Origin of the sequence: Litorivivens sp., assembly GCF_041625495.1 — a bacterium.
Classification (GTDB): Bacteria; Pseudomonadota; Gammaproteobacteria; order Pseudomonadales; family Spongiibacteraceae; genus Litorivivens.
The window spans coordinates 1-5,037 of record NZ_JBFJTH010000219.1 but is presented as its reverse complement, the minus strand read 5'-3'; the positions used below and the strand labels follow the sequence as shown (position 1 = coordinate 5,037).

At 53.3% G+C, this 5,037-nt stretch carries 4 protein-coding genes; all 4 read right to left on the bottom strand.

Annotated features, from left to right (window positions below):
• Positions 1 to 638, bottom strand: a 638-nt coding sequence (locus tag ABYP39_RS17270; RefSeq protein WP_372783828.1) for a histidinol-phosphate transaminase, incomplete at its 3' end; no start/stop codon positions are given.
• A gap of 12 nt (positions 639 to 650) precedes the next feature.
• Positions 651 to 1,811, bottom strand: coding sequence for a prephenate dehydratase (pheA, locus tag ABYP39_RS17265; protein ID WP_372783826.1), 1,161 nt, complete (start codon positions 1,809 to 1,811; stop codon positions 651 to 653).
• Entirely contained in the window at positions 1,804 to 2,883 is a 1,080-nt protein-coding gene (serC, locus tag ABYP39_RS17260) for a 3-phosphoserine/phosphohydroxythreonine transaminase (RefSeq protein ID WP_372748549.1), read from the bottom strand. Before serC ends, pheA begins: the two co-directional genes overlap by 8 nt.
• A 108-nt stretch (positions 2,884 to 2,991) precedes the next feature.
• On the bottom strand, positions 2,992 to 5,037 hold a 2,046-nt coding region (locus tag ABYP39_RS17255), incomplete at its 5' end, for a DNA gyrase subunit A (RefSeq protein ID WP_372783824.1).

Below are 5,037 nucleotides of genomic sequence, written 5' to 3'. Positions count from 1 at the left end.
TAATCCAGACCATTGGGGTACTCCGGCTCATCCACGTATTCTGTGTAAGCCTCGTCCAACACCACCACAACATTCTCCGGCACCTTCGCCAAGAAAGCTTCCAGCTCTGTTTTTTTCAGCCAAGTTCCGGTGGGATTATTGGGGTTGGCAATAAAAACGACACGGGTATCGTCCTCAATGGCAGCCGCCATCACATCCAGGTCGTGCCCCCAGTCTTTGGCGGGCGTCACGATAGCCCGCGCTCCGCAAGCCTGCACTGCAATTGGGTAAACAACAAAAGCATGTTGGGAATATACGGCGCTTGTACCCGGCGACAGAAAAACCCGAGCAATCAGATCCAGAACATCGTTGGAGCCATTGCCCAGTGTGATCTGCTGTGGCGAGACATTAAACCGTGCAGCCAGTTTGTTCTTCAGCTCAAAGCCGCTACTGTCTGGATAGAGGTACATGCCCTGGGCTGCCTTGCGACAGGCTTGCAGCGCCAGGTCACTGGCACCAAGCGGGTTTTCATTACTGGCCAGCTTGACCACATCTTTCAAACCAAGCTCTCGCTCGAGCTCTTCAATGGGCTTGCCTGCCTGATAGGGTTGCAGCGCTTGTACACCAGCGTTTGCCAGCGCGATATAGTCACAGGACATAATCAGTACCGATCAGAGGGCCGCGCGCGGATAGGAGCCCAGCACCTTCAATAATAGGGAATGCTCTTCAATTTCTTTCAGAATCTTACTGACCACTGCATCGTCGCAATGCCCTTCAAACTCTATGAAAAACACGTAGGCCCAGGTTTCCGTGCGAGATGGCCGCGTATCGATGCGCGTCAACATCACGCCGTTACGGTGAAAGGGCTCTAGCAAGCCGAACAATGCCCCGGGCTTATTGCGGGTAGATACCACAATGGAGGTTTTATCGTTGCCACTGGCGGGCACATCTTCGCGACCGACAATCAGAAAACGCGTGGTGTTATCAGCGCGATCTTCTATATTCGACGCCAGCTTTGACAGGGAGTATTGCTGTGCTGCCATATCGCCGGCTACCGCGACAATGCCAGGCTCGACTGCCGCCATACGTGCGGCTTCGGCATTGCTGCTCACTGCAATACGCTCTACCTTGGGAAAGTTCTGATCCAGCCAGTTACGGCTCTGCGCCAGGGCCTGCTGGTGGGCACAGATACTTTTGATATTGTCGCTTGTTGTGCCTTCACCCACGAGCAAATGCAGCCGGATACGCAATTCCACCTCGCCACAGATTTTCAGCGGTGAATTGATGAAGTTGTCCAGCGTATGTGCAACCATGCCCTCGGTAGAGTTTTCCACCGGTACCACACCATAATTACACTGCTCAGATTCAACGGCTGAAAACACAGCCTCAATCGTAGGCTGGGAAATACCGATAACCGCATGCCCGAAATGCTTGAGCGCGGCGGCCTGGGTAAAAGTGCCTTCAGGCCCCAGATAAGCGACTTCCATCGGTTTTTCCAGCGCGAGGCATGCCGACATAATTTCGCGAAAAATATAGGCTACTGCATGGTCGGCCAGCGGCCCTTTATTGACCTCACGAATACGCGCCAGCACCTGGGCTTCGCGCTCAGGCCGGTAAAACAATAGCTGCTGAGTGCTGCTTTTATCAGCGTCGGATTCAAACTGCTGAGCCTGCTCAAAAGCGCGCGTTTTGACACGTGCCACTTCCTGGGCACAGCTCGCCCGCCGGTTCAGCAGCGCGTGAATTTCCGAATCAATCGCGTCTATCTGCTGGCGCAGTTTGTTCAGCTCGGATTGCTCATCCATCGCGCCCGTTCCTGTACTTTTAGCCATTCTTGCTGGCGAAATCCTTCATATAGGCGATCAAGGCATCGACCGCTTCTTCCGGCACCGCATTGTAAATACTGGCACGCATGCCACCGACCGAGCGATGCCCTTTCAGGTTCAGCAGGCCTGCTTCTTCTGCACCTGCCAGGAAAGCCTTGTCGAGACTATCGTCTTTCAGTGTAAACGGAATATTCATCAAGCTGCGGCTGGCCACCTCAACCGGATTGGCGTAAAAACCGCTGTCATCGATATAACCGTAAAGCTTTTCCGCCTTGCGACGGTTCAGCGTTTCCATCGCTGACAGACCGCCCTGCTTCTTCAGCCATTTAAAGACCAGGCCGGCAAGATAAATAGCCATGGTTGGCGGTGTGTTGTACATCGAGTCGTTTTCCGCCGCGACCTGGTAGTCCATACCAACCGGACACAGGGCGTGGGCTTTACCCAACAGATCCTTGCGTACAATAACAATCGTTAGACCCGCCGGACCGATATTTTTCTGAGCACCAGCGTAAATCAAACCAAATTTGCTGACATCAATCGGGCGCGACAGGATAGTAGAAGACATATCCGCTACCAGCGGCACATCCACCTCCGGCGTCCAGAAGAACTCGACACCACCGATGGTTTCGTTCGGCGTGTAATGCAGATAAGCCGCGTCTTTATTGAGCTTCCAGCTATCAAACGCAGGAATGCTGGCAAAGCTGTCGTCTTCCGAGCTCGCCACAACATTCACATCGCAGTAGCGCTTGGCTTCTTTAATCGCTTTTTTAGACCACTGCCCTGTGTTGACGTAATCGGCGGTTTTGTTGTCGCCCAGCAGATTCAACGGAATCGCCGAAAACTGACCTGTCGCGCCGCCCTGCAAAAACAGTACAGCGTAATCGTCCGAAATATTCAGCAGTTCGCGCAGATCATTCTCCGCGTCGGTAGCAATACCAACAATCTCGGAAGAACGGTGGCTCATTTCCATGACCGACAGACCACTGCCCTGCCAGTTCACCAGATCGCGTTGAGCTTCTTCCAAAACGTCCAGCGGAAGCGCCGCCGGGCCTGCACAGAAATTGTATTTACGGGTCATGTTGCTCTCTTGAATAACACTGCGGTCGATCAGCAGGGCCCGTCCTGGCAAGCAAAAGAGCCGGCAACGCCAACCACTTACCTGCCAGACAGGTTCCTACCACATAATTTACGCTTCAGGCTCGGCGACTACCTCGCCTTCTACCACTTCATCACTTTCTTCAATTCGCTCAACACCCACCAGATGTTCACCCTCCTTCAACCGGATAAGGCGCACACCCTGCGTGTTACGGCTCAACACAGAGACTTCATCAGTGCGCGTGCGAACCAGCGTACCCTGATCGGAAATAAGCATCAGCTCATCGCCTTCAAAGACCTGAACAGCACCGACCAGTGGACCATTGCGTTCGCTGGCCGCCATGGCAATAACACCCTGCGTACCGCGCCCCTTGGTGGGAAACTCAGAAAGCTCGGAGCGCTTGCCGTAGCCATTTTCCGACACGGTTAACACGCGACCGCCTTCTTTCGGAATGATAAGGGAGATCATGGTGTGGTCTTCCGCCATGCGAATACCGCGAACACCCTTGGCAGTACGTCCCATGGAGCGCACATCTTCGCCCTTGAAGCGAACCGCTTTACCGGAACTGCTAAACAGCATTACGTCGCTGTTTGCATCGGTAATTGCAGTACCTACCAGGCAATCGCCTTCTTCCAGCTCGATAGCGCGTAGACCAACACTACGCTGACGCGAGAAATCTACCAGCGGGGTTTTCTTCACTGTGCCGTTGGCCGTCGCAAAGAACAGGTAATGGTCTTCCAAATACTCCTCAATCTTGAGGATTGAGGTGATTTTTTCACCTTCTTCGAGAGGTAACAGGTTAACGATTGGGCGACCACGTGAGTTACGGCCAGCCACTGGAATCTGGTAAACCTTGATCCAGTAAACCTTACCCAGGTTCGAGAAACACATCAGCGTATCGTGGGTATTGGCAATCATCAGATGCTCGACAAAATCTTCGTCTTTCACCTGCGTTGCGCTCTTACCCATACCGCCGCGCTTCTGCGCCTGATAATCATCTAACGGTTGTGTTTTGGCGTAACCGGAATGAGAAATCGTGACCACTCGATCTTCTTCATTGATCAGATCTTCAACGGTCAAATCCATCATTGATTCAATGATTTCAGTGCGACGCTCGTCACCATATTCCGCTTTAACCGCTTCCAGCTCTTCGCGGATAACGGTTTTCAGTTTTTCCGGATCACCAAGAATTGTCAGGTATTCCGCGATTTCAGCCAGCTTTTCCTGATATTCGCTGAGCAGTTTTTCATGCTCAAGGCCCGTCAGTTTTTGCAGGCGCAGCTCAAGAATGGCCTGAACCTGTGCTGGCGACAAATGGTACTTGCCGGAATGCATGCCGAATTGCGCTTCCAGCTCATCCGGACGGCAAGCATCTTCGCCCGCGCGCTCCAGCATGGCCATCACACTACCGGGCTCCCAGCCCTTGGCCAACAGTGCGTCTTTCGCATCCTGAGCCGTCGGTGAAGCCTTAATCAGCGCAATAACTTCGTCGATATTGGCAATAGCAACGGCGAGACCTTCCAGCAGGTGGCCTCGTTCGCGCGCCTTCCTCAACAGATAGATCGTACGGCGGGTAACCACCTCACGGCGGTGACGCAGAAAGTACTCCAGCAAACCTTTCAAGTTGATCTGCTTAGGCTGCTCATCAACCAGCGCAACAATATTGATACCGAAAACGGTCTGCAGCTGCGTCTGGCTGTACAGGTTGTTCAGCACAACCTCACCGCTTTCACCGCGCTTCATTTCAATGACTACCCGCAGACCGTCTTTATCAGACTCGTCACGCAGCTCTGAAATGCCTTCAATTTTCTTCTCTTTCACCAGCTCGGCGATTTTTTCAATCAGCCGCGCCTTGTTCACCATATACGGTAGCTCCGTAACGATGATGGTGTCTTTATTGTTCTTTTCGTTGGTGATCACTTCGGCCCGAGCGCGCACATAGATGCGGCCGCGACCGGTGCGATAAGCCTGCAGGATACCCGCGCGGCCATTAATAATGCCCGCCGTAGGGAAATCTGGCCCCGGAATGAACTCCATCAGCTCATCCACGGTAATTTCTTCATTGTCCAGCAGCGCCAAGCAGCCACCCACCACCTCGGTGAGGTTGTGCGGCGGAATATTGGTCGCCATACCCAC